Origin of the sequence: Streptomyces sp. NRRL B-24484, from assembly GCF_000717715.1 — a bacterium.
In the GTDB taxonomy this organism is placed as follows: Bacteria; Actinomycetota; Actinomycetes; order Streptomycetales; family Streptomycetaceae; genus Kitasatospora.
On sequence record NZ_JOAI01000013.1, the window covers coordinates 130,188 to 154,782 of the forward strand.

Annotated in this window: 23 protein-coding genes and 1 pseudogene; 14 read left to right on the forward strand and 10 right to left on the reverse strand. The window is 74.3% G+C overall.

Annotation, left to right across the window (positions count from 1 at the left end; translation table 11 throughout):
- Nucleotides 1-15 precede the first annotated feature (15 nt).
- Nucleotides 16-1,014 carry a 2-hydroxyacid dehydrogenase gene (locus IE98_RS0114530; RefSeq protein ID WP_030268907.1) on the forward strand — a complete coding sequence of 333 codons (999 nt, stop codon included), beginning with the start codon at nucleotides 16-18 and terminating at the stop codon, nucleotides 1,012-1,014.
- Here IE98_RS0114530 and IE98_RS0114535 read toward each other — a convergent pair.
- Together IE98_RS0114535 and IE98_RS0114540 are read right to left on the reverse strand one after the other, a co-directional pair.
- Entirely contained in the window at nucleotides 977-1,846 is an 870-nt protein-coding gene (locus IE98_RS0114535; RefSeq protein WP_043174152.1) for an alpha/beta fold hydrolase, read from the reverse strand. The two genes, IE98_RS0114530 and IE98_RS0114535, sit on opposite strands and share 38 nt — an antisense overlap.
- 14 nt (nucleotides 1,847-1,860) lie before the next feature.
- Entirely contained in the window at nucleotides 1,861-2,832 is a 972-nt protein-coding gene (locus tag IE98_RS0114540; RefSeq protein ID WP_159400914.1) for a DUF4231 domain-containing protein, read from the reverse strand.
- Nucleotides 2,833-3,266: 434 nt separating this feature from the next.
- On the opposite strand from IE98_RS0114540, the gene IE98_RS0114545 reads away from it, so the two are divergent.
- Both IE98_RS0114545 and IE98_RS0114550 read left to right on the forward strand, forming a co-directional pair.
- Nucleotides 3,267-4,106 carry an IS5 family transposase gene (locus IE98_RS0114545; protein ID WP_030268913.1) on the forward strand — a complete coding sequence of 280 codons (840 nt, stop codon included), beginning with the start codon at nucleotides 3,267-3,269 and terminating at the stop codon, nucleotides 4,104-4,106.
- Nucleotides 4,107-4,372: 266 nt separating this feature from the next.
- Nucleotides 4,373-5,218 (forward strand): IS5 family transposase, encoded by an 846-nt coding sequence (locus IE98_RS0114550; RefSeq protein ID WP_030268914.1) that lies wholly within the window; start codon nucleotides 4,373-4,375, stop codon nucleotides 5,216-5,218.
- 29 nt (nucleotides 5,219-5,247) lie between these two features.
- Here the strand turns inward: IE98_RS0114550 and IE98_RS0114555 are convergent, their stop codons facing one another.
- Nucleotides 5,248-6,003 (reverse strand): sugar isomerase domain-containing protein, encoded by a 756-nt coding sequence (locus tag IE98_RS0114555; protein ID WP_043174155.1) that lies wholly within the window; start codon nucleotides 6,001-6,003, stop codon nucleotides 5,248-5,250.
- Nucleotides 6,004-6,194: 191 nt separating this feature from the next.
- Here IE98_RS0114555 and IE98_RS0114560 point away from each other — a divergent pair, with 191 nt between their 5' ends.
- Nucleotides 6,195-6,884: a metal-dependent transcriptional regulator gene (locus IE98_RS0114560; protein WP_030268918.1), complete on the forward strand. Its 690-nt coding sequence runs from the start codon at nucleotides 6,195-6,197 to the stop codon at nucleotides 6,882-6,884.
- 630 nt (nucleotides 6,885-7,514) lie between these two features.
- On the opposite strand, the gene IE98_RS0114565 is transcribed toward IE98_RS0114560, so the two are convergent.
- Nucleotides 7,515-8,216, reverse strand: coding sequence for a bifunctional DNA primase/polymerase (locus IE98_RS0114565; protein WP_030268919.1), 702 nt, complete (start codon nucleotides 8,214-8,216; stop codon nucleotides 7,515-7,517).
- Between the two features lie 314 nt (nucleotides 8,217-8,530).
- Here IE98_RS0114565 and IE98_RS0114570 point away from each other — a divergent pair, with 314 nt between their 5' ends.
- Nucleotides 8,531-9,907 (forward strand): hypothetical protein, encoded by a 1,377-nt coding sequence (locus IE98_RS0114570; RefSeq protein ID WP_030268921.1) that lies wholly within the window; start codon nucleotides 8,531-8,533, stop codon nucleotides 9,905-9,907.
- A 275-nt stretch (nucleotides 9,908-10,182) separates the two neighbouring features.
- Entirely contained in the window at nucleotides 10,183-11,274 is a 1,092-nt protein-coding gene (locus tag IE98_RS44590) for a hypothetical protein (RefSeq protein WP_052390514.1), read from the forward strand.
- A 90-nt stretch (nucleotides 11,275-11,364) separates the two neighbouring features.
- On the opposite strand, the gene IE98_RS0114580 is transcribed toward IE98_RS44590, so the two are convergent.
- Nucleotides 11,365-12,678, reverse strand: coding sequence for an ABC transporter substrate-binding protein (locus IE98_RS0114580; protein WP_078661018.1), 1,314 nt, complete (start codon nucleotides 12,676-12,678; stop codon nucleotides 11,365-11,367).
- 262 nt (nucleotides 12,679-12,940) lie between these two features.
- Here IE98_RS0114580 and IE98_RS0114585 point away from each other — a divergent pair, with 262 nt between their 5' ends.
- Together IE98_RS0114585 and purU are read left to right on the forward strand one after the other, a co-directional pair.
- Nucleotides 12,941-13,378 carry an SCO4402 family protein gene (locus IE98_RS0114585; RefSeq protein WP_234443539.1) on the forward strand — a complete coding sequence of 146 codons (438 nt, stop codon included), beginning with the start codon at nucleotides 12,941-12,943 and terminating at the stop codon, nucleotides 13,376-13,378.
- A 109-nt stretch (nucleotides 13,379-13,487) separates the two neighbouring features.
- Complete coding sequence (gene purU / locus IE98_RS0114590; RefSeq protein ID WP_030268928.1) at nucleotides 13,488-14,354, forward strand: formyltetrahydrofolate deformylase; 867 nt, start codon at nucleotides 13,488-13,490, stop codon at nucleotides 14,352-14,354.
- Between the two features lie 69 nt (nucleotides 14,355-14,423).
- On the opposite strand, the gene IE98_RS0114595 is transcribed toward purU, so the two are convergent.
- Nucleotides 14,424-15,533, reverse strand: coding sequence for a maleylpyruvate isomerase N-terminal domain-containing protein (locus tag IE98_RS0114595; RefSeq protein WP_030268929.1), 1,110 nt, complete (start codon nucleotides 15,531-15,533; stop codon nucleotides 14,424-14,426).
- Nucleotides 15,530-16,123 carry a sigma factor gene (locus tag IE98_RS0114600; RefSeq protein WP_063748922.1) on the reverse strand — a complete coding sequence of 198 codons (594 nt, stop codon included), beginning with the start codon at nucleotides 16,121-16,123 and terminating at the stop codon, nucleotides 15,530-15,532. Before IE98_RS0114600 ends, IE98_RS0114595 begins: the two co-directional genes overlap by 4 nt.
- 576 nt (nucleotides 16,124-16,699) lie before the next feature.
- On the opposite strand from IE98_RS0114600, the gene IE98_RS0114605 reads away from it, so the two are divergent.
- A complete protein-coding gene (locus IE98_RS0114605) occupies nucleotides 16,700-17,173 on the forward strand; it encodes an ATP-binding protein (RefSeq protein ID WP_052390516.1) in 474 nt (157 codons plus the stop codon).
- 287 nt (nucleotides 17,174-17,460) lie between these two features.
- Here IE98_RS0114605 and IE98_RS0114610 read toward each other — a convergent pair whose 3' ends face one another.
- Nucleotides 17,461-18,537, reverse strand: coding sequence for a GlxA family transcriptional regulator (locus IE98_RS0114610; protein WP_063748923.1), 1,077 nt, complete (start codon nucleotides 18,535-18,537; stop codon nucleotides 17,461-17,463).
- 86 nt (nucleotides 18,538-18,623) lie between these two features.
- On the opposite strand from IE98_RS0114610, the gene IE98_RS0114615 reads away from it, so the two are divergent.
- The 5 genes from IE98_RS0114615 (at nucleotide 18,624) to IE98_RS0114635 (ending at nucleotide 23,341) form a co-directional block, all read left to right on the forward strand.
- Nucleotides 18,624-19,877 (forward strand): MFS transporter, encoded by a 1,254-nt coding sequence (locus IE98_RS0114615; RefSeq protein ID WP_052390517.1) that lies wholly within the window; start codon nucleotides 18,624-18,626, stop codon nucleotides 19,875-19,877.
- 98 nt (nucleotides 19,878-19,975) lie between these two features.
- Nucleotides 19,976-21,289 (forward strand): MFS transporter, encoded by a 1,314-nt coding sequence (locus tag IE98_RS0114620; RefSeq protein ID WP_043174156.1) that lies wholly within the window; start codon nucleotides 19,976-19,978, stop codon nucleotides 21,287-21,289.
- A gap of 60 nt (nucleotides 21,290-21,349) precedes the next feature.
- Entirely contained in the window at nucleotides 21,350-21,889 is a 540-nt protein-coding gene (locus IE98_RS0114625) for a GNAT family N-acetyltransferase (RefSeq protein WP_030268939.1), read from the forward strand.
- A gap of 118 nt (nucleotides 21,890-22,007) precedes the next feature.
- Nucleotides 22,008-22,340 carry a DUF4229 domain-containing protein gene (locus IE98_RS49065; protein ID WP_030268941.1) on the forward strand — a complete coding sequence of 111 codons (333 nt, stop codon included), beginning with the start codon at nucleotides 22,008-22,010 and terminating at the stop codon, nucleotides 22,338-22,340.
- A gap of 2 nt (nucleotides 22,341-22,342) precedes the next feature.
- Nucleotides 22,343-23,341: a LacI family DNA-binding transcriptional regulator gene (locus IE98_RS0114635; RefSeq protein WP_030268943.1), complete on the forward strand. Its 999-nt coding sequence runs from the start codon at nucleotides 22,343-22,345 to the stop codon at nucleotides 23,339-23,341.
- Nucleotides 23,342-23,393: 52 nt separating this feature from the next.
- Here the strand turns inward: IE98_RS0114635 and IE98_RS44595 are convergent, their stop codons facing one another.
- A complete protein-coding gene (locus tag IE98_RS44595) occupies nucleotides 23,394-23,915 on the reverse strand; it encodes a hypothetical protein (RefSeq protein ID WP_052390518.1) in 522 nt (173 codons plus the stop codon).
- A 208-nt stretch (nucleotides 23,916-24,123) separates the two neighbouring features.
- Nucleotides 24,124-24,489, reverse strand: a pseudogene (locus IE98_RS52570) (MFS transporter); the annotation flags it as partial.
- Between the last annotated feature and the right edge of the window lie 106 nt (nucleotides 24,490-24,595).

The following is a 24,595-nucleotide window of genomic DNA, read 5'->3' on the forward strand; positions in this document are numbered from 1 at the left end:
TGTAGCGTGCGGCGGGTGAACGAGCACCCGCCCCGGCCCGCCGTCCTGGTCACCCGCCGGCTCGCGCCCGGGGTGGTGGACCGCCTCGCCACCGCCTGCGAGCTGCGGCACCACGACAGCGAGGAGCCGCTGCCCCGTGCCGACCTGCTCGCCGCCGCGGCCGGCTGCACCGCGCTGCTCACCACCCTCGACGACGCCGTCGACACCGAACTCCTCGACGCGGCCGGCCCCGGCCTGCGGCTGGTGGCGAACCATGCGGTCGGCACCCACAACATCGACCACGCCGCCTGTGCGGCGCGCGGCGTCGCCGTCTCCCACACCCCCGGCGTGCTGACCGAGTCCACCGCCGACATGGCCTGGGCCCTGCTGCTCGCCGCCACCCGGCGGCTCGGCGAGGGCGAGCGGCTGCTGCGCTCCGGCCGGCCCTGGGCCTGGGCGCCGACCTTCCTGCTCGGCGTCGAGCTCTCCGGCACCCCGCTCGGCATCCTCGGCATGGGCCGGATCGGGCAGGCCGTCGCCCGCCGGGCCGCCGGCTTCGGCATGCCGGTCGGCTACCACAACCGCAACCGGCTCCCCGCCGACCTCGAACAGGGCGCCCGCCACCTGCCGCTCGACGACCTGCTGGCGAGCTCCCCCGTCCTGGTGGTGACCGCCCCGCTGTCCGCCGCCACCCGCCACCTGATCGACGCCGAGCGGATCGCACGGATGCCCGCCGGAGCCGTCCTGGTCAGCATGACCGCGGGCGTGGTCGACGAGGAGGCGGTGGCCGCCGCCCTCGCCTCCGGTCACCTGTTCGCCGCCGCCGTCGACAACTTCGAGCACGAGCCGGCCGTCCCCGCGGCGCTGCTCGCCCAGGAGCGCGCCGTGCTCGCCCCGCACCTCGGCAGCGCCACCGTCCGGACCCGCCGGGCCATGGGCGACCTGGCCGTGGACAACGTGCTCGCCGTGCTGGCCGGGGCGGAACCGCCGACCCGGGTCAGCCCGCCGCCGCCCACTGCAACGCCTCGGTCATGACCTTGAGCGCACCGAAGTGCGCCGCCCCCGGCTCCAGGTAGAGGTCGGCCCCCGGGATCTGGTCGGCCAGCCACCGCGAGTGGTCCACCGGCGAGAACTGGTCGTCCGCGCCGTGCCAGAGCCGGGTCGGCACCCGGATCGACGAGACCTCGAAGCCCCACGGGGTGGTGAACGCCAGCACGTCGTCGATCCAGCCGTCCGCACCGTGCCGGAACGCCTCCTGGTACGTGGCCAGCAGCATCCGCCGGATGCCCGCGTCGGAGACCAGCGCCCGGTCGGTCGGCGGCAGCTCCGGCACCAGATCGTTGATCAACGCGTGCGGGTCGTCCCGGATCAGCCCGGACCGGAAGCGGAAGGTGTCGGCGAAGTGCTCCTCGCCGCGCTCGACGTCCGTGTACTCCCGCACGTTGGACGCCGTCATCCCGCCGTACCAGTCCAGCCCCTCGGCGTGCCGCGGCGCCAGGCTCACCAGGGCCGCCACCCGGGCCACCCGATCCGGCAGCAGTGCCGCGCAGGCCAGCGCGTGCGGACCGCCGCCCGACCGGCCGAGCACCGCGAAGCCGTCCAGCCCCAGGGCGTCCGCGATCGCCACCACGTCCTCGGCCGCCGCGGCCACCAGCCGGCCCTGCCGCCGGGTGGATTCGCCGTAGCCGGGCCGGTCGAAGGAGATCAACCGCATCCCGAGCCGCGCCAGCACGCTGCTGCGCGGCACCGGCCCCACCCTGCTGCCGGGCGTGCCGTGCAGCAGGAACACCGGCTTCCCGTACGGATCACCGGTGGTCTCGACCGCCAGCCTCCGCCCCCCCGCGGCCTCGACCAGTCGTCGTACCACGCAGTTCCTCCAGGTCAGTTGGGCACGTCCAGGCTGCGCACCTCGCGGCGGGCCTGCCAGGTGGTGTGCTCCCGCGAGATGGCGTCCTCGGCGTCCCGGGCGAGCCGGGCCCAGGTCTCCTCGGCGTCCTCGGAGTCCGGCCGGAGCTGGTCCAGCTGGCGCTCCACCAGGACGAGTTCGGAGGCGGCCAGCGCATAGGCGGCCGCCTGAGGGCGGTACTGCCGCAGCTGGGCCCAGGCGGCCACCGAGGCGGCCACCGCGGAGACCGTGCCCAGCGCGTCGTAGCTGAACCAGCCGAGCGCCCGCAGCACCGCCAGCACCAGGCCGAGCAGCGGCAGGGCGATCCCCAGCCGTCCGGCCCGCCGGCCCGCGTTGGCGCACTGCCGCGCCTTGTTCTGGTACCAGGTGCGCTGGGCGTGCACCCGCTCGCGCAGGTAGATGTCCCGGCGCACGGTGAGCGGCTGCCCGCGCAGCTGCTCCATCCTCTCGGTGATCTGCGGATGCCGGGCCGGCCCCCGCCAGCCCTCCAGCTCCGCCCGGACCCGGGCCATCTGCGGGATCACCCGGTCGGTCTCGAACTCGCCGAGGATGCCGTCCAGCTGGATCGCGTACAGCCGTTCTGCGTCCGGCAGCTTCTTCGGCGGCGGGCGGTAGGAGTCGGCGCGGACGGCGTACTTCCAGGACAGCGTCTTCACCGACTCGGCGACCGCCCGGGCCTCGTACCAGAGGCCCTGCGGGTTCTGCACGCTGACCAGCGCGGCCATCAGCACGGTGCACAGGTACGCGACGGCGGCGACCCAGGCCCAGCCGGTGCCGTCGGCCGAGCCGGCCGCGGCGGCGCCGACCAGCAGCACCAGCTCCCACCGGGCGAGCAGGACGGCCCGCCGCTGCCCCTGCTGCGAGGAGGAGTCGGCGGCCCAGAAGAGCTCGGGCAGCAGGTCCTCCTCGCGCACCCAGCCGATCGAACGTGCCGGCCCAGTCGTCATGTCGGCCCCCCGCCGTCGCTCGAACCCCAGCAGCCCCCAGCAGCAGCTGTTCTGCCCCGCCCGCCGACGCGGTACGCCTGGGGAACGGCCAGTATGGGTGCGGACCGTCCCGGACGGACAGGCACAGTTCGGACAGAAGCCGTACCGGGACCGGCCCGGGCTCGCTCCCGTACCCGGCCCGGCGGGGGTCGACGGGACGTCACTGGGCGTTTCATCCATGAAAGCGCTGGTTGATGCGGTTTTTCGAGCCGTCCGGCCGGAGCCATTGGCGCGACTCCCGAGGCAGAAGTGACCGGCGTGGCACCTGCCCACGAAAGCCCGCCAGAGATGCGCACTGCGTCCTGTCTCATTCCAAAAGGCCGGCCTCGATGGCATCTGTCCGCGCAGATGCGAGGTCCATGGCCAAGGCGGTGATCCCGCAGTATGCCGTCATCATGACGGATCGTCGACCGTATCCGAGCGACCTGTCCGACGCCCGCTGGGCACTGATCGAGCCGACCCTGACCGCCTGGCGCCAGGCACGCACCGCACGAGCCCTTGCCTTCGGCCGGCCGCCCGAACACGACCTGCGCGACCTCCTCGACGCGATCCTCTACGTCGACCGCACCGGCATCCCCTGGCGCTACCTCCCGCACGACTACCCACCCTGGGAAACCGTCTACGCCTACTTCGCCCGATGGCAGAAGGAGAGGGTGTTCGAGCAGCTCAACGGCCTGTTACGCCGCCTCGTCCGCACCCGCGAGGGGCGCAATCCCGAGCCGACGGCCTGCATCATCGACTCGCAGAGCGTGAAGACCTCCACGAACGTCCCCGCCGCCACCCAGGGCGCCGATGTCGGGAAGCGGATCGTCGGAAGGAAACGCAACATCGTCACCGACACGATCGGCCTGCTGCTCGTGGTGCTGGTCACCGCCGCGAGCGTCCAGGACGGCACCGCCGGCCGACAACTGCTGACCGCGGTCGCAGCCGACCACCCGACCATCGGCAAGGCCTGGGCCGACATGGGCTACAAGAACGCCGTCGTCGAACACGCCGCCACCCTGGGCATCGACCTCGAGATCGTCCGCCGCGCCCCCGCCACTAGGGGGTTCGTCGTCCAGCCCCGCCGCTGGGTCGTCGAGCGCACTTTCGGCTGGCTGATGAACCACCGGCGCCTCGCCCGCGACTACGAAGCCCTCCCGGCCCGCTCCGAAGCCATGGTCCACGTCGCGATGATCGGCCTCATGACCCGCCGCCTCACCAGCGAATCCACCCCAACCTGGCGCGGAACCTGACCCCCGAAACCAGGGACGAAACGCCCAGTCAGAGGATGTTCGCGTCGCCGATGTGCAGGTTTGAGATGATTTGCCGCGCGCCTGAAGACTCCACTAATGAGCCTTTTGTCGGCAATGCCGCCGCCGCTCGAGTGCCGGTGCCGCTGCGGTTCGTCCCGTTTCAACCCGAAAGCTCCTGTCCGGTTCGAAGACCTCCCGAATAGTCGGCAATGGTTCACTCGGACGAGTGATGGTCGAACCTAACTCCCTTATGCAGCAGTGGAGTTATGACGATCCAGCCGCAGCGCAGAGCCTATCCGAGTGACCTGTCCGATGCCCGCTGGGCCCTGGTGGAGCCGGTGCTGACCGCCTGGCGGGCCGAACGCCAGAAGACCTCGCTGGGGCTCGGCGGCAAGATTGCCGATCTTCGCGAGGTCATGAACGCGATCCTGTACGTGAACCGCACCGGGATCGCCTGGCGCTACCTGCCGCACGACTTCCCGCCCCACACCACCGTGTTCTCGCACTTCAGCGCCTGGACCGCCGACGGCACGATCGAGAAGCTCGGCATCCGACTGCACCGCCTGGTCCGTGAGAAGGAAGGCCGGGACCCCGAACCGACCGCCTGCGTGATCGACGCCCAGAGCGTCAAGACCGCACCCAGCGTGCCGATCGAAACTCAGGGCATCGATGCCGGCAAGAGGATCGTCGGCCGCAAGCGCAGCATCGTCGTCGACACGCTCGGCCTGCTCCTGCTCGTCATGGTCACCGCCGCCGGCGTCTCGGACAACGACGCCGGCAAGCAGCTCCTGACCCAGCTCGCCGAGTCGCATCCCACGATCACCAAGGCCTGGGTCGACACCGGCTACAAGACCCAGGCGATCGAGCACGGAGCGAAACTCGGCATCGATGTCGACGTCGTCCCACGAAACGCCCAGGTCAAGGGCTTCTCGGTCGTGCCTCGAAGGTGGGTGGTCGAGCGAACCTTCGGCTGGATCATGATGCACCGCCGACTGGCCCGCGACTACGAGACCAAACCCGAGCACTCCGAGAGCATGATCCGCCTCGCGATGATCTCCAACCTCGCCAAGCGAGCAACGGGCGAAACCGTCATAACCTGGCACAATCCATGAACTATCCCGCAAACGAGCAGGACATCCTCTCAGAAGGCGTAGTAGATGCGCTCCCGGTTGTCCGCCATGACCTTGGCGTTCCACTCCGTCCCGCCGTCCACGTTGCCGGACCGGAAGAGCGGCGGGGTGATCCCCCGCTCGGTCAGCAGACCGACCGCCGACACCACCACGGCCTGCATCAGCGCGCTGGTCGCGATCGTGGAGACCGGACCGAAGGTGGTCTCCGCCCCCTCGCAGGACAGCTCCCCGTCGCCGACCGCGATCTTGTTGTCCAGCACCACGTCGCAGTTGTCCTTGAGGTACGTCCCGGACGGGTGGTTGGAGCCGACCGCGCCCGGATAGGCGAGCGAGGTCACGCCGACCACGTTCATCCCGCGCTCGCGGGCGTGCCGGGCCAGCTCGACCGGCATCACCTGGCGGCCGGAGAGCGAGATCACGAACAGCAGGTCCCCGGCGGCCGCCGGGGTGAGGTCCAGGGTCGCGGTGGCCAGCCCGGAGACCCGCTCCAGCGCACTGCCCAGCGGCGCCGGCATCACGTTCACCCCGGTCATCCCCGGCACGTTCAGCAGGTTGATCACCACCAGGCCGCCGGCCCGGTACACCACGTCCTGGGCGGCCAGCGAGGAGTGCCCGGCACCGAACGCGAAGATCCGGCGACCCTCCGCGACCGCGTCCGCCAGCAGCCCGGCCGCCGACGCGATCGAGGCCGCCTCCTCGCGGCGGACCCGCTCCAGATGGGCCACGGCGGCGTCGAAGTACTGCCCGACCAGGTCGGTCATCGAAATCTCCGAATCTGTGCGGGGCCCGGTGGTCCAGACCGCTCATGGAGGAAGATACGGCGAGCACGGTGCTGCCTGCGGCGGTCCGCTGTCAACAGCGATGAAAAGGGTCGGGCATGTACCACGACCGGCCCCTGTTGACACTGCGGTACGCCAGAATTGGCGGTGAGGACACCGAAGAACGGAGACCAGCGGCGATGTCTGGCCTGATCGACACCACGGAGATGTACCTCCGCACCATCCTCGAACTGGAGGAGGAGGGCATCACGCCGATGCGCGCCCGCATCGCGGAGCGCCTGGAGCAGAGCGGCCCCACGGTCAGCCAGACCGTCGGGAGGATGGAACGCGACGGCCTCCTGCGGGTCGCGGGCGACCGCCACCTGGAACTCACGGAGGAGGGCCGCCGGCTCGCCGTCCGCGTCATGCGCAAGCACCGGATCGCCGAGTGCCTGCTGGTCGACGTGATCGGCCTGGAGTGGGAGCAGGTCCACGAGGAGGCCTGTCGCTGGGAGCACGTGATGAGCGAGACGGTCGAGCGCAAGGTGCTCGCCATGCTCGGCCACCCCACCCAGTCCCCGTACGGCAACCCGATCCCCGGCCTGGACGAGCTCGGCGACACCAAGGCCGAGGGCGAGGGCTTCGACGCGGCCCTGCTCACCCTCGACTCGGTGGCCGGCAGCGGCAGCGCCAGCGTGGTCGTCCGCCGGATCGGCGAGCCGATCCAGACCGACGAGGAGCTGATGCGCACGCTGCGCCGTGCGGGTGTCCGCCCCGGCGCCACCGTCCAGGTCGCCCCGGCGGCCGGCGGCGTCCTGGTCGGCGCCGGCGAGGGAGCCGCGGAGCTCGGCAAGGACATCGCCGCCCACGTCTTCGTCGCCCAGGCCTAGGAGTCGTCTCCACGGGGCACTCGGGAGGTACCTCCAGGCGCCCCCACGGGGCCTCCGCACGCCTCCGGAGGCGCGCTCCCCGGCCCCGGGCCCGCGACCCGGTCGTGCTCCGCACGCCGGGCCGTTCTTCGGCGTGCCCGCGGTTCCTCACCGCACAGGGGCCCGGTGCTCCCCGGCACCGGGCCCCTGCTGCGCCCCTCCCGTCCCCCTCGGTCCCCTCCCTGCTCCCTCCCTGTCTCCCCTTCGACCGCGGTACCGGCCACCCCGAGCCGGGACGGTGCCGCAGTCCCCGATCCCCCCGTCCCCGCGTCCGGCTTCCCCGACCGAACGCCCCTCCCGGCCCCCCGGGTCCGTGCCCCCTCTCGTGCTGCCGCCGTACGTCCTCCCGCTGGAATTTCTCCCCTCGGCAGTTCCCGCCAATCCTTGAGAGTTGTCACCCGAACGAGCAGGCTTGCCGTTCTGACCAGCGGGTACACCCCTGCCTCAGGGCACAGACGCGTCAGGCGGGCCCCGCCCCCTGTGAGGGGCGGGGCCCGCCGGATGCGCGCGAGGGTGTCGCGCGGTTCCCGCCCTCACCCGATAGGAGCAGGGCGGCGATCGGCGGACGGGTGAATTCCCGTCAGGCCCGGTTCAGCGGACGGCCGCAGCGACCGGTCCGGGCTGCGCCGGGAGCGGCTGCAGCACCTCCCGTCCGCAGGCGTACGCGAGCGGGTTGATCAGCTCGGCGGCGTCCGGGAGCCAGCGGTTGATCGCGGACGGCGGGCGCGCCCACTGGGCGAAGCCGAAGGGGCCGATCCGGGACGGCGGCGCGACCACGTGGTCGCCCTCGCCGCGGGCCACCAGGTCCAGCCGACCGGGCGCCCAGCCCAGCTTGCGGAGCATCTCCGGCACCTTGGCCGCCACCCCGGGCAGCACCAGGAAGTGCAGCCGCCGGCCGACCCGCCCGGCCGCCGCCGGGACGGCCACCACCGGGCCCAGCTGGAGCCCCATCCGCTCCATCCGGGCCAGCGCCAGGCAGCCCGCCACCTCCGGCACGTCCAGCACGTCGAAGGAGCTGCCGGTCGGCAGCAGGACGGACGCCTCCGGGCGCTCCGTCCACCAGCGGCGCACGACGCCCGGGCCCGCGCTGGCCCGGCGCCGCCAGTCGTCCTCCGCCGGGTGCGCGCCGGGCAGCTCGCAGCGGAGGTCGCCGCACGAGCAGTGCGCCGGTCCGTCGCCGTCGATCAGCCACGTGCCGGGGACGACCTCCCAGTGGCGGTCCTCCGCGTAGCTGACGGCTTCGATGAGGAGCGGGGGCGGACCCTGCTCGCGGGCTCCTGGGCTGTTGTCCACGTGCTGCTCAACTACCGCGCGTGAAGGCGGTTACGGCCGGACGGCGGGTGGTCAGCAGGCCGCCGCGGATGTCACCCTCGACGGTGAGCCGGGCGCCGTGTCGACCGCCGTTCCGGGGGCGGTAACGGGCGCAATGGGGGCGCACAGGGGCATTCAGCAGGGCGCGTGGGGAGTGGATGCGTCACCCTGGGTATTCCGCTGGTGTCGCCGGGTTGCCGGCCGGGGGCAGGTCGTGCCCCCGCCGCCGGCGCACGCACCAGCAGCAGAATCGTCGCCCCGCGGTCAGGGCCGGGGGCGTTGGGGAGGCGAAGTCCATGGCCGCGAGACCACTCGTCGCACGAGAGCCCAACGAGCGCTTGCAGCAATTGATCCAGGAAGCGGGCTGCTCGAACGCGGGTCTGGCCCGCCGGGTCAACCTCTGCGGCGCGGAGCACGGCCTGGACCTGCGCTACGACAAGACCTCGGTGGCCCGGTGGCTCCGCGGACAGCAGCCGCGCGGCCAGGCCCCCGCAGTGATCGCCGAGGCGCTCGGCCGCAAGCTCGGCCGCGGCGTCACCGTGGACGAGATCGGCATGGCCGACGGCAAGGGCCTCAGCTCCGCCGTGGGCCTGCAGTTCGCGCCGAACCTGAACGCCGCGCTGGAGCAGGTCTGCGAGCTCTGGCGCAGCGACGTCGGCCGCCGGGACTTCCTGGCCGGCGCCGCGGTGGCCGCCTCCGCCCTGGTGGAGCCCAGCCGGGACTGGCTGATCACCCCGCCGGACCCGGTGGTCGCCCGGGCCGGCGCCACCCGGGTCGGCCCGACCGACGTGGCCGCCGTCCGGGCCACCACCCAGATGTTGGTCGAGCTGGACCACCGCTTCGGCAGCGGCCACGTCCGCCCGGTCGTGGTGCACTACCTCAACAGCGTGGTGTCCAACCTGCTCTCCGGCGGCTACCGGGACGAGACGGGGCGTCAGCTCTTCGCCGCGGTCGCCCGGCTGACCGAGCTGGCCGGCTACATGGCGGTCGACACCGGCCAGCCGGGGCTGGCCCAGCGCTACTACATCCAGGCGCTGCGGCTCGCCCAGGCGGCCGACGACCGCGGTTACGGCGGCTACGTGCTGGCCGCCTCGATGAGCCACCTGGCGGCCACCCTCGGCAACCCGCGGGAGATCGCCCAGCTGGCCCGGGCCGCCCAGGAGGGCGCCCGCGCGGTCGCCACCCCGACCGCGATGGCGATGTTCTACGCCGCCGAGGCCCGCGGCCACGCGCTGCTCGGCGACGCCCGGGCCTGCGAGGCGGTGGCGGCCAAGGCACAGGAGGCGATGACGCACCGCAACCCGGCGGACGACCCGGACTGGATCGTCCACTTCGACGAGGCCTACCTCGCCGACGAGCTCGCGCACTGCCACCGGGACCTCGAACAGGGCGCGAAGGCGGAGGCGTACGCCCGGACCGCGCTGGAACTGCACCCCGTGAGCCGGGTGCGCCGGCGCGCGGTGGACCTCGTCCTGCTGGCGACGGCGCAATTGCAGCAGCGCGAGGTGGAGCGGGCCTGCGAGACGGGCACGCAGGCCGTGCGGCTGCTGAGCGGTCTGCGTTCGAACCGCGGGGTGGAGTACCTGCACGACTTCCGCAGCAGGCTGGAGCCGTACCGGGAGCACCGGGTCGTCCGGGAGTTCCAGGCGAGGCTCGCGGGGGAGGCGGCATAGGGGTCGTCCGGGCGGTGGACCGCCCCGCTTCGTGAGGAGCAGGTGAGGAACGCCCTCCCTGCGTAGTCACCCGTGCAGGTGACCGGGTAGCGTGGGCGTGCTATGCAGCGTTACCCAGGTCGTCGAGCAGTTGTGGTCCGCCGTCAGCGAGCGCGCGGCACAGGTGAGGAATCGCGTTGAGCCAGCGCCGCTTCTCCCACTCCCATTCCTCCAGCGACTTCAATCTGGACGATCTGTTCAGGCCGGAGTCCGGAGGGGAGCAGGGTCAGCCGGGCGTGCCCGCACAACAGGCGCCGCCCGTCCAGCAGCCGGTGCCGCAGGCCGCGCCGCCGGCGCCGGGCCAGGGCGGCCCCGAGTACTGGGGTCCGCCGCCCGGCGTCGGCCAGCCCGCCGCCCCGGTCGAGCACGCCCCGGAGACGCAGTACCTGCCGCCGTACCCGACGGCAGACCCGTCGGTCGGCGGTGCGCCGCAGACACCGGGTCAGGCGATGCCGGGTCAGCCCGGCTACGGCGGGCAGTCCTACGGCGGCCAGCAGGCCTTCGGCGGGCAGCAGCAGTCGTACGGCGGCCAGCAGGCCTTCGGCGGCGGCTTCCCGGCGGAGGCGCCGCAGGCCGTGCCGCAGCCCGGCTACGGCGGTCAGCAGACCTTCGGCGGCCAGTCCTTCGCGGCGGCCCCGGCCGCGCCGCCGGCCGCCCCCGGCTACGGGGACCAGGGCGGCCGGGCGGGCTCCGGCTCCAACCGGCCGTCCAACAAGATCGTCATCGGCGGTGTGATCGCCGGCTGCGCGGCGGCGGGCATCCTGGTCGCCGTGCTGATGAGCGGCGGCGACAACAAGCCGTCCGGCACCGGGTCGACCCCGGTGGCGAAGGCGTCCAGCGGTGCTCCGGCCACCACCGGCACCGGCGGGATGACCCCGGAGGCCAAGACACAGGCGAAGGCCCTCTCCGACCTGCTGGGCACCGCCAGCGCCAGTCGGCAGGCCGTGGTCGGCGCGGTGGCGGCGGTCGGCAAGTGCGAGAAGCTGCCGGAGTCGCAGACGGCGCTGACCGACGCGGCCGCCCAGCGGCAGGGCCTGGTGACCAAGCTCGACGCGCTGAAGGTGGACAAGCTCACCGGTGGCGCGGAGCTGACCTCCCAGCTGGAGCGGGCCTGGCAGGCCTCCGCCACCGCGGACACCGAGTACGCGGCCTGGGCGGGCGACGCCGCGGCCGGCTGCGACCCGGCGGCGATCAAGAACAACCCGCACCTGAAGTCGGCCAACGAGGCCAGCGGCACCGCGACCGGGGCGAAGGAGAAGGCGTCCTCGCTGTGGAACGCGATCGCGGGCCAGGCCGGCCTCCCGAACAAGGACAAGACGGAGCTCTGAGCTCCGGGGCCCCGCGGGCCCACGGAACGCCGAGGGGCGGACGGGAGTGATCCCGTCCGCCCCTCGTGTCCGCCCGGGTGCCGGCCGCCGTCAGGACGGGGCCTTGCCCCCGGCGAGCACCCAGCGGACGTCGACGAAACCCTTGTGCTGCTCGACCAGGCGGCCGCCCTGCACGTGCTGGAAGGTGACCGCGGTGTTCACCAGCCGCGGCGAGTCCGCGCTGGCGAGCATGTTGGTCATGCCCCAGCTGAGCGGCGGGGTGGCGCCGTTGGTCTCGATCGGGTCGCCGCTGTCGAGCACGGCGCGCAGGGTCTTGGCGGTGAGCGGCTTGCCGGCGTCCACCCGGGTCGCCGCGGCCCGCAGCACCTCGTAGGCGACCCAGGTGGTCTGCACGCCCGGGTCCGCGACGTCGATCGGGGTGTCGCCGCTGCCGTAGCTGCGGACGGTGCCGCGCAGCGCGTCCCAGACGGGCGAGGACTCGGGCGGGAACCACCCGGTGGCGTAGGCGCCGCCGAGCGGGCCGCCGTCACCGCCGGTGGAGTCCACCACGGACTGCTGGAAGCTGCCGATCACCGAGGCCAGTGCGGTGTGCTTGGGACCGAGCCGGCGGAACGGGTCGAGCAGGTTGGAGGTCGGCTCGGCGCCGAGCGCGACCGTGACGCAGTTGCCGTTCCGGTCGTCGCCGATGGCCTTCTGGGCGATCGGCGTGTAGTCGTTGGACCGCTCCGGCGCCTTGACGTCGGTCAGCCGGATCCCGGCCGGGCGCAGCGCGGCGTCCAGGTAGCCGACCAGGGTGTCGCCGGCCCGGGTGTCCGGGCGGATCAGCGCGACCGACTTGCAGCCCGCCTCGACCAGCTGGCGGCCGCTGCCGGCGATCAGCGCGGGGGTGCCGCCGGCCACCGGGTAGGACAGCGGGCTGCTGAACTCCGGCGTCGACAGGCCGTAGCCGCCCAGGTAGGGGATGCCGGCCTGCTCCAGCGTGGAGACGAAGCTGCTGCCGTACTGGCTGTAGGAGCCGACCACCGCGACGGCCTTCGCGTCGATCGCCTGCCGGGCGCAGGCGGTGACCCCGTCGGCGGTGTTGTGCTCGTTGCAGGTCAGCACGCGCAGCTTCCGGCCGTGCAGGCCGCCCTTGGCGTTGATCTCCCGGCCGACCGCCTCGGCGAGCGCGGTCATGCCCGGCCGGTCGGCGGAGCCGGTGCCGGAGGGCGCCCAGGTCATCACGGTCAGGTCGCTGGAGGCGGAGGCGGCGTCGGCCGGCCCGCCGCAGGCGGAGGTGGCCAAGACCGCCGGGACGAGGGCCGCTGCCGCGGCCAGGACGCCCGCTCTGCGGCGGCACCACCCCGGGCCGGTGCTCTGCCGGCCGGCGGGCCGATGGTCGTCGGGCGATCCGTTCCGCCTCATGTGACTCTCCCCTCCCGGGTACACACCCACGGCCGCTCTGTGATTCGGCCGAAATCAAGCCTTGACCTGGCCGGGCACGCAGAGAGGGACGAAAAGCGAACGTGGGGCCAACGGGGGCGGAACTCCGGGGGGTGACGCGTGTAGACCCGCGGTCGGCGGCGGCGCGTACGATCGAGGCACGATGTCCGACTCCACAGATTCTTCGTATCGGTCCGCCAACACCTCTTCTCGCGGCGGGCGCCGCTCCAGCACGATGGGCCGCATGCCGCTCAACGATCTGCCCTGGTGGCGCTGGCGGGCCCGGATCCGCTCGGCGCTCCACATGCTCTCCGACCCGTCCTTCCAGCAGCACACCTGGCTGGCCGGCCGGGACGGCTACGGTGACGTCACCGACGCCGTCTACCGCCTGGTCGAGGACAGCTGGCTGGACCGCTGGTCCGCCGAGAAGTACATCGGCACCGTCGTCCGGGACGCCGCCGAGGCCGTCGCCCTGGACGCCGCGGTGCTGCGGGTCCTGCGGGTGCTGCACCAGGTCGGTGCCGACGCCCCCGCCGCCGCCTACCTCGGGCACCAGCTGTGGCCCGAGGCGGTCACGGCCGCCCGGGAGGCCCACGTCCTGTTCGCGGTCAACGACGGCGAGGACCCGGACGTCCCGCCGCGCAGCCTGGAGGTGCTGCGGATCATGACGCAGGCGGCCTGACCCGGCGGCCCGGCGCGCGGCGCGTCCCGCAGTCCGGTCACCGGCGCGCCGGGCGTCCGGAATGTGACACGCTTGGCCGTCCGTCGTGAGCGAGTGGAGGAACCCGCACGTGGAAGAGCAGAAGGCCGGCGCCCAGTACGTCCTCACGCTGTCCTGCCCGGACAAGCAGGGCATCGTGCACGCGGTCTCCAGCTACCTCTTCATGACCGGGTGCAACATCATCGACAGTCAGCAGTTCGGCGACGCCGACAGCGGGCTGTTCTTCATGCGGGTGCACTTCTCCGCCGCCGGGCAGGTCACCGCGGAGAAGCTGCGGGCCAGCTTCGCCGCCGTCGGGGCCTCCTTCCACATGGACTGGCACATCCACTCGACCACCGAGCGGATGCGTGTCGTGCTCATGGTGTCGAAGTTCGGCCACTGCCTGAACGACCTGCTCTTCCGCACCCGGATCGGCGCCCTGCCGGTGGAGATCGCCGCGGTGGTCTCCAACCACACGGACTTCCGCGAGCTCACCGAGTCCTACGGGATCCCGTTCCACCACGTCCCGGTCACCCGCGAGAACAAGGACGAGGCCGAGCGCCGGCTGCTCGACCTGGTCGCCGAGGAGGACGTCGACCTGGTGGTGCTCGCCCGCTACATGCAGGTGCTCTCGGACGACCTCTGCAAGGAGCTCTCCGGCCGGGTGATCAACATCCACCACTCCTTCCTGCCGAGCTTCAAGGGCGCCAAGCCCTACCACCAGGCGCACACCCGCGGGGTGAAGCTGATCGGCGCCACCGCGCACTACGTCACCGCCGACCTCGACGAGGGCCCGATCATCGAGCAGGAGGTGGCCCGGGTGACCCACGACGTGACCCCCGAGCAGCTGGTCGCGATCGGCCGGGACGTCGAGTGCCAGGCACTCGCCCGGGCGGTCAAGTGGCACAGCGAGCGGCGGGTGCTGCTCAACGGCAGCCGCACGGTCGTCTTCGCCTGATCCCGCCCCGCCCCCGGCCCGGCCCCGTCCCCGGGCGCCTTACGGCCCGAAGGACGGCCCCGGCGCCCGTCAGGGCCGGGAGAGCAGCGGCAGCGCGTGCAGCACCTGCCGGATCGCGTCCCGGTCGCCCTCCCGGCCGACCGGGATGAGGTCCGGGTCGCGGTGTGCGGCTGCGAGGTAGCAGAACTCCAGCCCGTCCAGGGCCATCTCCGCCACCGGTTCGGCGGGTCCGCCCGGCCCGTCCAGCGGGATCAGCCACTCGCCCGCCGCCGGGCCGTCGATCACCAGCCGCAGCGACCGTCCCGGCACGCCCGCCGGGACGGGCTGCGCCCGGCGGGCGGCGAACAGCCGGGGGAGTATCCGCGCCCCGAGGTCGATCAGCCGGTGCAGGTGCGCCGGTGCGGGCGGCGGGTAGGGGTAGTCCACCGCGCGGGCGATGTCGTCGCCGTGGATCCAGCACTCGAAGGCGCGGTCCAGGAAGGCGTCGCGCAGCGGCAGCACGGCGAAGCCGTAGTCCACCGGGGCGCCGCCGTCGCCGCCCGCCGAGGCGGCCCGCAGCAGCGCGCGGCTCTGCCGCCGCCAGCGCCGGCGCACCTGCTCCGGGTCGTCCCCGCCGGCGGCGGTGATCAGCGCCAGGGTGCGGTCGAGGACGTCGGCGGGGCCGCCCTGCTCCGGCACCCGCGGTGCCGGCGGACGGCGGCCGACCACCGGCGGGCGGGCGCCGCCGAGCGGGTCGGGCAGGCCCACCGTGCGGGCGAGGTAGCCGTCGACCGCCGTCAGGTGGCAGACCACCTCGGCCGGCCGCCAGCGCTGCACCCCGCCGTGCCAGGGCAGTTCGGCGACCTCCTGCCACTCGGCCGGGCCGAGGTCGCGCAGCAGGGCGTCGAGCTTGGCGCTCTCCGCGGCGTACGGGCCGGCCCAGGCCGGTATCGGCTGCTCGGCGGGGCGCCGGCCCAGGCACCAGTCGAGCACCTGGCGGCGGAGCGTCGCGGAGAGATCGAGCGGTTCGTCGGGGGTGAGTTCGGCGGCGGCGGCGCCGAGCCGGCCCGCCTCCTCGGCGCACTCCGGGCAGTCGGCGAGGTGCCGGGCGACCTCCGCGGCCTCCTCGCGCGGGCAGGCGCCGAGCGCCCACGCCCCCAGCAGGGAGCGCAGCGTCTCGTGCCGCCCGGGCGCCGTCACGGACCCGGCCGTCCCGCCGCCGGGACGGGTTCAGGGCGGGTGCCGCCGCCCGCCGTCCCCCGGGCGCCCGAACGGAGGTCGTCACAGGTGTCGTCGCCGTCGCGGCCGGCGGCCAGCTCGCCGGCCACCAGCTGCAGGCCGAGCCGCATCCGGTGCTTGGCGGCGCTCTCGCCGATTCCGAGCCGGCGGGCGGTGTCCCGGTAGGTGCGGCCGTCGTGGTGGCCGGGGGCGATGGCCTCGCGCAGCGGGTCGGGCAGCGAGGCGACGGCGTGGTGGGCGCTGGCGGCGGCGGACCGGGCGGCGATCCGGCGCTCGTCGGTGCAGTCCTCGCGCAGCCGCTCCACCGCCTGCCGGTGGGTGAGCCGGCCCAGCCAGGACCGCAGGGTGCCCTGCCCGGGGTGCCAGTGGCCCGGGTCCGTCCAGACCCGGGCGAAGACGTCGCGGGTGAGCTGCTCGGCGGCGTCCTGGTCGTCGAGCACGCGCAGCGCGAGGCCGTGCACCAGCGGCGCGAACCGGTCGTAGAGCTCGCCGAGCGCCGTCTCCTCGCCGCGGACGAGGCGGAGCGCGAGGCGTTCGTCGGAACTGCTCATGCCGCGCTCCCCGCTCACGAGGGTGTCCCTCCCCGCTCTCCCCGGCGTGTCGCCGGGCCTGGCCGCACCGTGTCCGCCCCGGCACGCCGGGCGACGGGCCATGCCTGCGACCACGGTATCCAAGACCGCGGACCCGCCGGGTGAAATGCGGAAATGAGGGGGCGGGAACTTTCACCCCGTCAGATCCTGCCGGTACCCCGGCGGGGACGGCGGGTTCGGACACATGTGGGAAGGGTGGTTCGCTCGTGGCGGGCGCCCCGGACGGCCGCTCTGGCGGTACCGTCGTTGTGCTCGTGCACAGCCCCCGGCCCGGCCTGACGATCGTCGGTGCGACCCTCGTCAGGGTGAGCGGGACAGTATGCACCGAGCTGTCCCCCGATCGCTGGAATATGCCCGAAGCGCTTGCTGCGACCATCCGGTCGAATCATCCTGAGGCGTATTCGTGTCGAAGCCATGGGTAATCCGACCAGGCAGACCGGCCGAGCGCGGCCGGCCGACCGGTGTGATGAAGGCGCTGCCGCCCGGGCCGGGCGGCAGGGTGTGGGTGGCCGATTACCGAGTGCGGGTGGTGGAGCGGTGCAGGTACTTCAGGTGCAGCTGGCGGTCCAGGCGGACCCGGCGGAGGTCGGCAGGGCGCGCCGGTGGGTACGGACCAGGCTTCAGGGGCACGGGCTCGACCCCGATGCGCCGGTCGCCGAGACCCTGGTGCTGGTCGTCTCCGAACTGGTCACCAACGCCGTGGTGCACACCGGCTGTCCGGCCGTGCTGAGGCTGACCATGCCGGTCGCCGACGCCGCGTCGCCTGACGTCGCCTCATCGCCGGTGCGGGTCGAGGTCGCCGACGCCAGCCGCACCGCACCCGCCCCGCGGCACGCCGGCCGGGACGCCACCAACGGTCGCGGCCTGGAGCTCGTCGAACTGCTCTGCGTGCGCTGGGGCTGGTACCCGGAGGGCTCCGGCAAGCGGGTCTGGTGCGAGATCGACCCGGCCGTCGAGGCGCCCGTCCCGGCCGCGGTGCCCGCCCTCGACGAACTCGCCTGGCAGCTCTGACCGCTTCCCGTCGCAGGGTGCCGCGGGGTACCGCCACCACCGGTGCGCCCGGGGCGCACGGGTCGTCCGCACCGGCCCGGCCGTGCTCCGCATTCCGGCCGATGCGCCGCAACCTCGCCGAATTTACGACAAGCCATTGACGTGACGTATCCGACTGATCACGCTTGGGTGCAGCTCCGTCGCGAGGGGACGCCGAGGGAAGCCCGGGTGGTGCCAGCACATCAGGGGGACAGGCTGCCGACCGCCCGCAGGCCTCCTCGGCGAGTGCGGAGCGAAGGCGCGCGGGTTCAGGGCTCGCGCGTCCGCTCGGACGGTGTCCCGGCGTGCCGTGCTCGGGGCGTGCGCGGCGGGGCACCGTCCGGCGAGCGGTGCGGCACCGGCTCGGTGGTGCGGAAGGTCCGCCGGTAGGCGCTCGGTGCGACGTCCAGCCGGCCGCGCAGGTGCAGCCGCATCGAGGCCGCGGTGCCGAACCCGGCCCGCCGGGCCACCCGGTCCACCGACAGGTCGGTCTCCTCCAGCAGCCGCCGGGCGAGTTCGGTGCGCTGCAGCGCCAGCCACTCGCCCGGGCTGCTCCCGGTCTCGTCGCGGAACCGCCGGGTGAAGGTCCGCACGCTCATGCCCGCCCGGGCGGCCAGGTCGCCGAGCGGCAGCGGCCGGTCCAGGTGCTCCAGCGCCCAGGCCCGGACGGCGGCCGTGCCGGAGCCGCCCTGCAGCGGGTCGGGCCCGGGCACGGCGACGTACTGCTTCTGTCCGCCCTCCCGCCACGGCGGCACCAGGCAGGCCCGGGCCACCGCGTTGGCGACGGCGCTGCCGTGGTCGCGGCGCACCAGGTGCAGGCAGACGTCCACGCCCGCGGCGACCCCGCCCGAGGTGAGCACGTCGCCGTCGTCGGTGAACAGCACGTCCGGATCCAGCCGCACCTGCGGGAACATCCGGGCGAAGCGCTCGGTGTACGCCCAGTGCGTGGTCGCCGGGCGGCCGTCGAGCAGGCCCGCCGCGGCCAGCACGAAGGCGCCGGTGCAGATCGACACCAGCCGGGCGCCGGGGCGGACCGTCGCCAGGGCGGCGGCGATCCGCGGGTCGAGGACCCCGTCCACCACGTCGCCGGGGCCGTCCTGCTGCGCGGGGACGATCACGGTGTCGGCCTCGGCGAGGAGTTCGGGGCCGTGGTCGACCGAGATCCGGAAGTCCGTGCTGGTGGCGACCGGCCCGCCGTCCACCGTGCAGGTGGCCACCCGGTACAGCGGTACGCCGTCCGGGCCCTTGGCCGACTCGAAGATCCTTGCCGGGATGGCCAGTTCGAAGGCGATCACCCGGTCCAGTGCCAGCACCGCGACCCGGTGCTGCCGCGCGGCCCCTGTCATCCTGGTCTCCCTTCGCGCGGGGCGGTGCCACATTGTGACCCGGAAACCACTGGCCCGCGGAAGTGGTCTGGACCAAAACTGCTGCTGTGCCCGAACTGAGACCCGCGCCCGCCCCGGCCGTCACCGTCCCCGCCGCCGACGCCGGACCGGCCATCTGGACCCGCAACTTCCGGCTCTACTTCACCGCCCGCAGCTCCGGTCTGCTCAGCGACGCGATGCTCCCGGTCGCCGTCGCGGCCGGCCTGATCGGCGCCGGCCACCCGCTCGGCAGCGTCGGCTACGCCATGGCCTTCCTGATGGCGCCCTTCGCCGGCCTGGTGCTGGTCGGCGGGGTGCTCGCCGACCGCTTCACCGCCCGCCGGCTGATGATCGCCGCCGACCTGCTCAACCTGGCCACCCGGGTGCTGCTGGCCTGGCTGTTCTTCACCGGCGTCGACCGGCTCTGGCAGCTGTACGCCCTGCTCGCCGTGGCCGGCACCGCCGCCGCGATGTTCCAGCCCGGCGCCGCCTCCACCGTCCCGCTGACCGCCCGTGACGTGCACGGCGCCAACGGGGTGCTGCGCACCTCCGAGGCGCTCACCGTCCTGCTCGGCCCGGCGCTGGCCGGCCTGCTGGCGGGCGCCGCCGCCACCGGCTGGGTGATGGTGGTCGCCGCCTGCGCCTACGCCCTGAGCGCCGGCTGCCTGCTCGCGCTGCGGCTCGGGCCGGCCCCGGCGCCGCCGCCCGGCGACAGCCTCTGGCGGAACCTGGTCGAGGGCTGGCACGAGTTCCGCGCCCGCAGCTGGATGTGGGGCGTCATCGTGATCTGGTTCTTCCACAGCGCGATCTGCTTCGGCCCGCTGCAGCCGATCGCCGCCGGCCTGATCGTCCCCGCGCACGGCTCCACGGCGTACGGCGTGCTGAACGCCGTCTTCGGGGCCGGCACCGTGCTCGGCGGGCTGCTCGCCATCCGCGTCCGGCCGCAGCACCCGCTGCGCGGCGGGGCGCTGGCGATGCTGGCCTTCCCGCTCACCCCGCTCGGCATCGCCCTCGGGCTTCCCGTGCCGGCGCTCGCGGTGTGCTTCCTGGTCACCGGCGTCGGCGCCACCTTCTGGAGCGTCATGTGGGCCACCAGCGTGCAGACCCAGGTGCCGGCCGAGGTGCTCAACCGGATCCACGCCTACGAGGTCGCCGGGTCGGTCTGCATGGCACCGGTCGGCTCCGCGCTGGCCGGCCCCGCCTCCGCGGCCTTCGGTCCGCGGGCGGTGCTGTTCACCGGGGCGGTGGTCGCGGTGCTGGTGGTCGCCACGCTGCTGCTCGTCCGGCCGATCCGGAACCTGCGGCGGGTGGCCGACCACTGAGCCGGTGCGCGGCGCGGCCGGGCCGTTTGGCCCGATCCTGACGAAAGCTGGCAGTCAGGCCACTCGTTCCCGGCCGTGCCGCTCGGGACACTCGTCCGGTGACCGATCTGAGCACCCGCAGACCCGCCGCCCCCGCCGGCACCCGCCCGCCCCGCCTGCACTACGCCTGGGTGGTGGCCGGCGTCGCCCTGGTCGTCCTGCTCGGCTCGGCCGGGTTCCGCTCCGCGCCCGGCCTGATGATGGACGCCCTGAACGCCGAGTTCGGCTGGTCGCACGCCACCGTCGGCAGCGCCGTCTCGGTCAACCTCACCCTGTACGGCCTCACCGCGCCGTTCGCCGCCGCGCTGATGGACCGCTTCGGCATCCGCCTGATCGTGGTCAGCGCCCTGCTGACCATCGCCACCGGCGCCGGCCTCACCGTCCTGATGACGGAGAGCTGGCAGCTGATCCTCTGCTGGGGCGTGCTGGTCGGCCTCGGCAGCGGATCGATGGCCGGCGCCTTCGCCACCACCGTCACCGGCCGCTGGTTCCAGGCCCGGCAGGGCCTGGTCACCGGCGTGCTGACCGCCGCCGGGGCGGCCGGCAACCTGGTCTTCATGCCGGTGCTCGCCGCGCTGGTCGAGCACCACGGCTGGCGCACCGCGGTGGTCGTGGTCTCGCTGGCGGCCACCGCCGTCGCCGTGCCCGTGCTGCTGCTGATGCGCGAGCGCCCCGCCGACGTCGGCCTGCTCCCGTACGGCGCCACCGAGCAGCCGCCCGCGCCGGTCACGGACGGCAGCGCACTGGCCCGCTCGCTGCGGGTGCTGCGGGAGGCCGCCCGGTCGAGGGCCTTCTGGCTGCTGGCCGGCTCCTTCGCGATCTGCGGCGCGACCACCGCCGGCCTGGTCGGCACCCACTTCATCCCGGCCGCGCACGACCACGGCATGCCGGTCACCACCGGCGCGAGCCTGCTCGCCCTGATCGGCGTCTTCGACGTGGCCGGCACCGTCGCCAGCGGCTGGTTCACCGACCGCTTCGACTCCCGGCGGCTGCTCGTCGTCTACTACGGCCTGCGCGGGCTCTCCCTGCTCTTCCTGCCGCAGCTGTTCGGCCACTCGCTGCAGCCGCCGATCCTCGCCTTCGTGATCTTCTACGGGCTCGACTGGGTCGCCACCGTGCCGCCCACCGTGGCGCTCTGCCGCCGCCACTTCGGGGCCGACGCGCCGATCGTCTTCGGCTGGGTGCTCGCCGCCCACCAGATCGGCGCCGCGGTGGTCGCAGGGCTGGCCGGCGTCGTCCGCGACCGCTTCGGCGACTACGACCTCGCCTGGTACGCGGCCGGCGGGCTGTGCGCCGTCGCCGTGGTGCTCTGCCTGGCGCTGCGCGGCGGCGGCGCCCGGGCGGGCGGGGCCCCGGCGGCCGCGACCGCCTGAGGGCGCGGCCGACCGTCGTGAGGAGCGGACCGTCGTAAGGAGTGGATAGCATCTGCGGCTATGACACTGCGCTTCACGCAGGACCCCGTCCTGACCCCCGGCCTGCGCGAGGAGCTCGTGGCGCTGTGGACGGACGTCAGCAACGCCGGCGGCGCGGTCGGCTTCGTCCCCCCGGTCACCGCCGACCGGGTGCGCCCCGCCGCGGAGGAACAGTTCGCCGGTCTCCGCCCCGGCGGCCCCGACCGGCTGCTGATCGGCCGCGAGCGGGCGACCGGCCGGCTCGCCGCCGCGCTCTTCCTCACCTCCATGCGCTTCGACCTCATGGAGCACTGGCGGATGCTCAAGCGGGTCATGGTCCACCCCGAGCTGCAGGGCCGCGGCTACGGCGCCGACCTCCTCGCCGAGGCCGAGCGCACCGCCCGTGAGCAGGGCCTCGCGGGCCTGCGGCTCACCCTGCGGGGCGGCCTCGGCCTGGAGGCCTTCTACGGCCGCTGCGGCTACCGGGAGGTCGGCCGGGTGCCCGGCGCGATCCGGGTCGGGCCCGGCGACGACCGCGACGACGTCACCATGTGGCTGGACCTCCGCGCCGACATCGGCTGACCCCGTGCGGGCACCGCCGTTCGGCATGCTTCACTGGGAGACCGGCCCCGGCGAAGGCCCGCCCCAGGCGGCCCGGCCGGAGCCACCCGTCGTACCCCAGCCGTGAAGGACGCCACCCGTGAGCAGCCGCAAGTCGCACGCCACGCTCCGCTACACCTCCCTGCGGGCGAGTATCTTCCTCGGCTGCCTGCTGGTGGCCGTGCTGCTCGGCCGCTTCGGCGTCATCCCGGTGGCCGGCAGCAGCGGTGTCGTCTTCCTCATCCTGCTCGCGCTCCTGGTGTCCGCCCCGATCAGCTACGTCGTGCTCAGCAAGCAGCGCGACGCGATGTCCGAGCAGATCGTCGACAAGGTCGGCGGCGTGCGCTCCCGCACCGCGCAGCGGATCGCCGACCGGAACGCCGAGGAGGACGCGGCCGACGACGCGGCCCGCGCCGCCGCCGTGCAGGACTGACCTTGGCCGACCCCGCGCCGCCGCGCCGCCCCACCGGGCGCGACGTGGCCCGGCTGGCCGGCGTCTCGCAGGCCACCGTCTCGCTGGTCTTCTCCGGTGCCGGCGGCCACCGCGTCTCCGACGCCACCCGAGGGCGCGTCCGCGAGGCCGCCCGCGCCCTCGGCTACCAGCCGCAGGCCGCCGGCCGCCAACTGCGGCTCGGCCGCAGCGGCATGGTGATGCTCGCCGTGCCCAACCTGCTCGGCCCCTTCTTCGGCCGGGTGCTCTCCGGGGTTCACGAGGAGGCCCACCGGCGCGGCCTCGCCGTGGTCGTCTCCTCCGGCTGGGACGGTGCGACCCTCGCGGAGGCCGCCACCGCCGGCCGCTTCGACGGCCTGCTGATCTGCTCGCCGGACGACAGCCAGCTCGGTGAACTCCCCGCCGACACCCCCGCGGTCTTCCTCGACGCCGACCCGGCCCGCAGCCCCGGCCGCCCGACCGTCGAGCTCGACGTCGCGGCCGGCATGCGGGCCGCCGTGGAACACCTCGCCGCCCGCGGCCACCGCCGGATCGGCCACCTGCGCTCCACGCTGTCCGCGCACACCTTCCGCACCCGCCAGGCCGGCTTCGAGGCCGCCACCGCGGACCTGGAGGTCGTCGAGGCCGGGGTCAGCCTGAACGAGGGCGCCGAGGCCGCCCGGGCGGTCGCCCGGACCCTGTTGCAGCGGCCCGACCGGCCGGCCGCGGTGATCTGCGACGACGACGTGGTCGCCTCCGGCCTCTACCAGGCCGCCGCCGAACTCGGCCTGCGGATCCCCGGGGACGTCTCGGTGGTCGGCATCGACAACATCCCGGTCGCCGGTCTGCTCGTGCCGCCGCTCACCACCGTGGACCTTCCGGGCGAGGAGCTCGGCCGCACCGGCGTCACCGCCCTCGCCGCCCTCCTCGCGGGCGAGCCGGTCGCGCCCGTCCCGCCGCTCCCCACCACGCTGGTCGTCCGCGCCTCCACCCGCCCGGCCTGACCGCCGCCGTGCCCGGTGCACCGCACCGGGCACGGTCCCGGGTGAGTGTCCGTCAGGCCGCTAGGACCGTAAGGGCCGGGGCGTCGGCGGCCGCGGGACGGAACCATCCGCGGCAGGCGAAGAGCAGCACCCCGCCGACGCCGATCCCGGCCGCCGCGCACACCGCGACCCGCAGCAGCGAGCCCTCGACCAGGGCGCCGGACACCGCGTAGCCCGCGGCGTTCCCGGTCGCGAACAGCGTGATCAGCCAGGCGAAGGCCTCGGTGACCGTCCCGGTCGGGGCCAGTTCGGCGATCAGCACGAACGCGGCCGCCAGCAGCGGCGCCAGGCCGATCCCGGAGAGCAGCGAGAGCCCGGCCATCGCGTACGGCCCGGGCAGGGCGAGCAGCGGCAGGTAGGACGCGGCCATCAGCAGCGCGATCACCCAGGTGCGGGTGGCGGTGGTGCTCCGCCACCGGACGGCGCCGTAGCCGAGCGCGCCGAGCAGCCCGCCGAGGGCGGCGAGCGCCAGCATCAGGCCGGCCCCGCCGGGCAGCGCGCCGGGGTGCTGCTCGGCGTAGGCGATGAACAGCACGCTCTGCGCGCCGACCGTCCAGCCGGCGCCGGCCAGGCCGACGAGCAGCAGGACGAGGCCGAGGGAGCGCAGCGGCCCGAGGAGTCCGGCGGAGGCGCTGCGGGCGGGGGGCCCCCCCCCCCGGGCGGGGGGGGGGCGGCGGGCGCGAGGCGGAGTCGAAGGCGTACGCGGTGTCGAGCTGCTCCTCCGCCACCACGGAGGGCCACAGCGCGCGCAGGCAGGGTTCGAGCGGGGGCATGGCGAGGCCGGCGAGCGCGGCACCGGCCGTGGCGGCGGCCGCGGAGCCGGGGGCGAGGGCGAGCAGGGCGTAGCCGAGGCCGGCGACCAGGGCGGTGCTGAGCAGCACCCGGGGCTGGCCGGTCCGGTCGACGATCCGCCCGAGCACCGGCCCGCCGATCGCGGCGGAGACGGCGTACGCGGCGGTGGCGAGGCCGATCCGGCTGTACGGCGCACCGGCCTCGCGCAGGGCGAGGGCGATCACCAGGCCGGTCATGCCGGCGGGGAGCCGGCCGAGCAGGGTGCCGAGGAGCAGCCGGGTGACGTGCGGGGCGCGGAGCAGCGCGATGTAGCCCATAGCTGCAGTTATACGTATAACTGCGCGCGCCGGTCAATCCGGGTCGCGGCCGACCCTTGCCGGGCCTGGCCGGTTCGTGGCCATAGCTCAAACCAATACTTTGAAC